This is a genomic window from Azohydromonas lata, from assembly GCF_034427735.1.
GTDB classification, from domain to species: domain Bacteria; phylum Pseudomonadota; class Gammaproteobacteria; order Burkholderiales; family Burkholderiaceae_C; genus Azohydromonas; species Azohydromonas lata.
On sequence record NZ_JAXOJX010000240.1, the window covers coordinates 1 to 331 of the forward strand.

The 331-nt window shown below is 73.7% G+C and carries 1 pseudogene; it reads left to right on the forward strand.

What is annotated here, in order from left to right:
• Positions 1–331 (forward strand): annotated as a pseudogene (locus SM757_RS35215) ((Fe-S)-binding protein); the annotation flags it as partial.

A 331-nucleotide genomic window follows, 5' to 3' on the forward strand; every position in this document is an offset into this window, starting at 1 on the left:
CCAGAAGACGCTGCGCGCGCTGGTGCAGTCCATGAAGGCCGGCGGTATCGTCCCGGCCGTGCTGGGTGCGGCCGAAACCGACTGCGGCGACGTCGCCCGCCGCCTGGGCGACGAGGCCGGCTACCAGCGCCTGGCGCGCCAGCTCATAGACACGCTCACCGCGCACCCGGCCGCCAACCTCGTGACGGCCGACCCGCACCTGCTGCACGCCCTGCGCAACGAGTACCCGGTGCTCGACGCCGCCTGGGCGCAGCGCCTGGCCTCCGGCCAGGTGCGCGTGTGGCACCACACCGAGCTGCTGGCCGACCTGCTGGAGCGCCGCGTGTTGAAA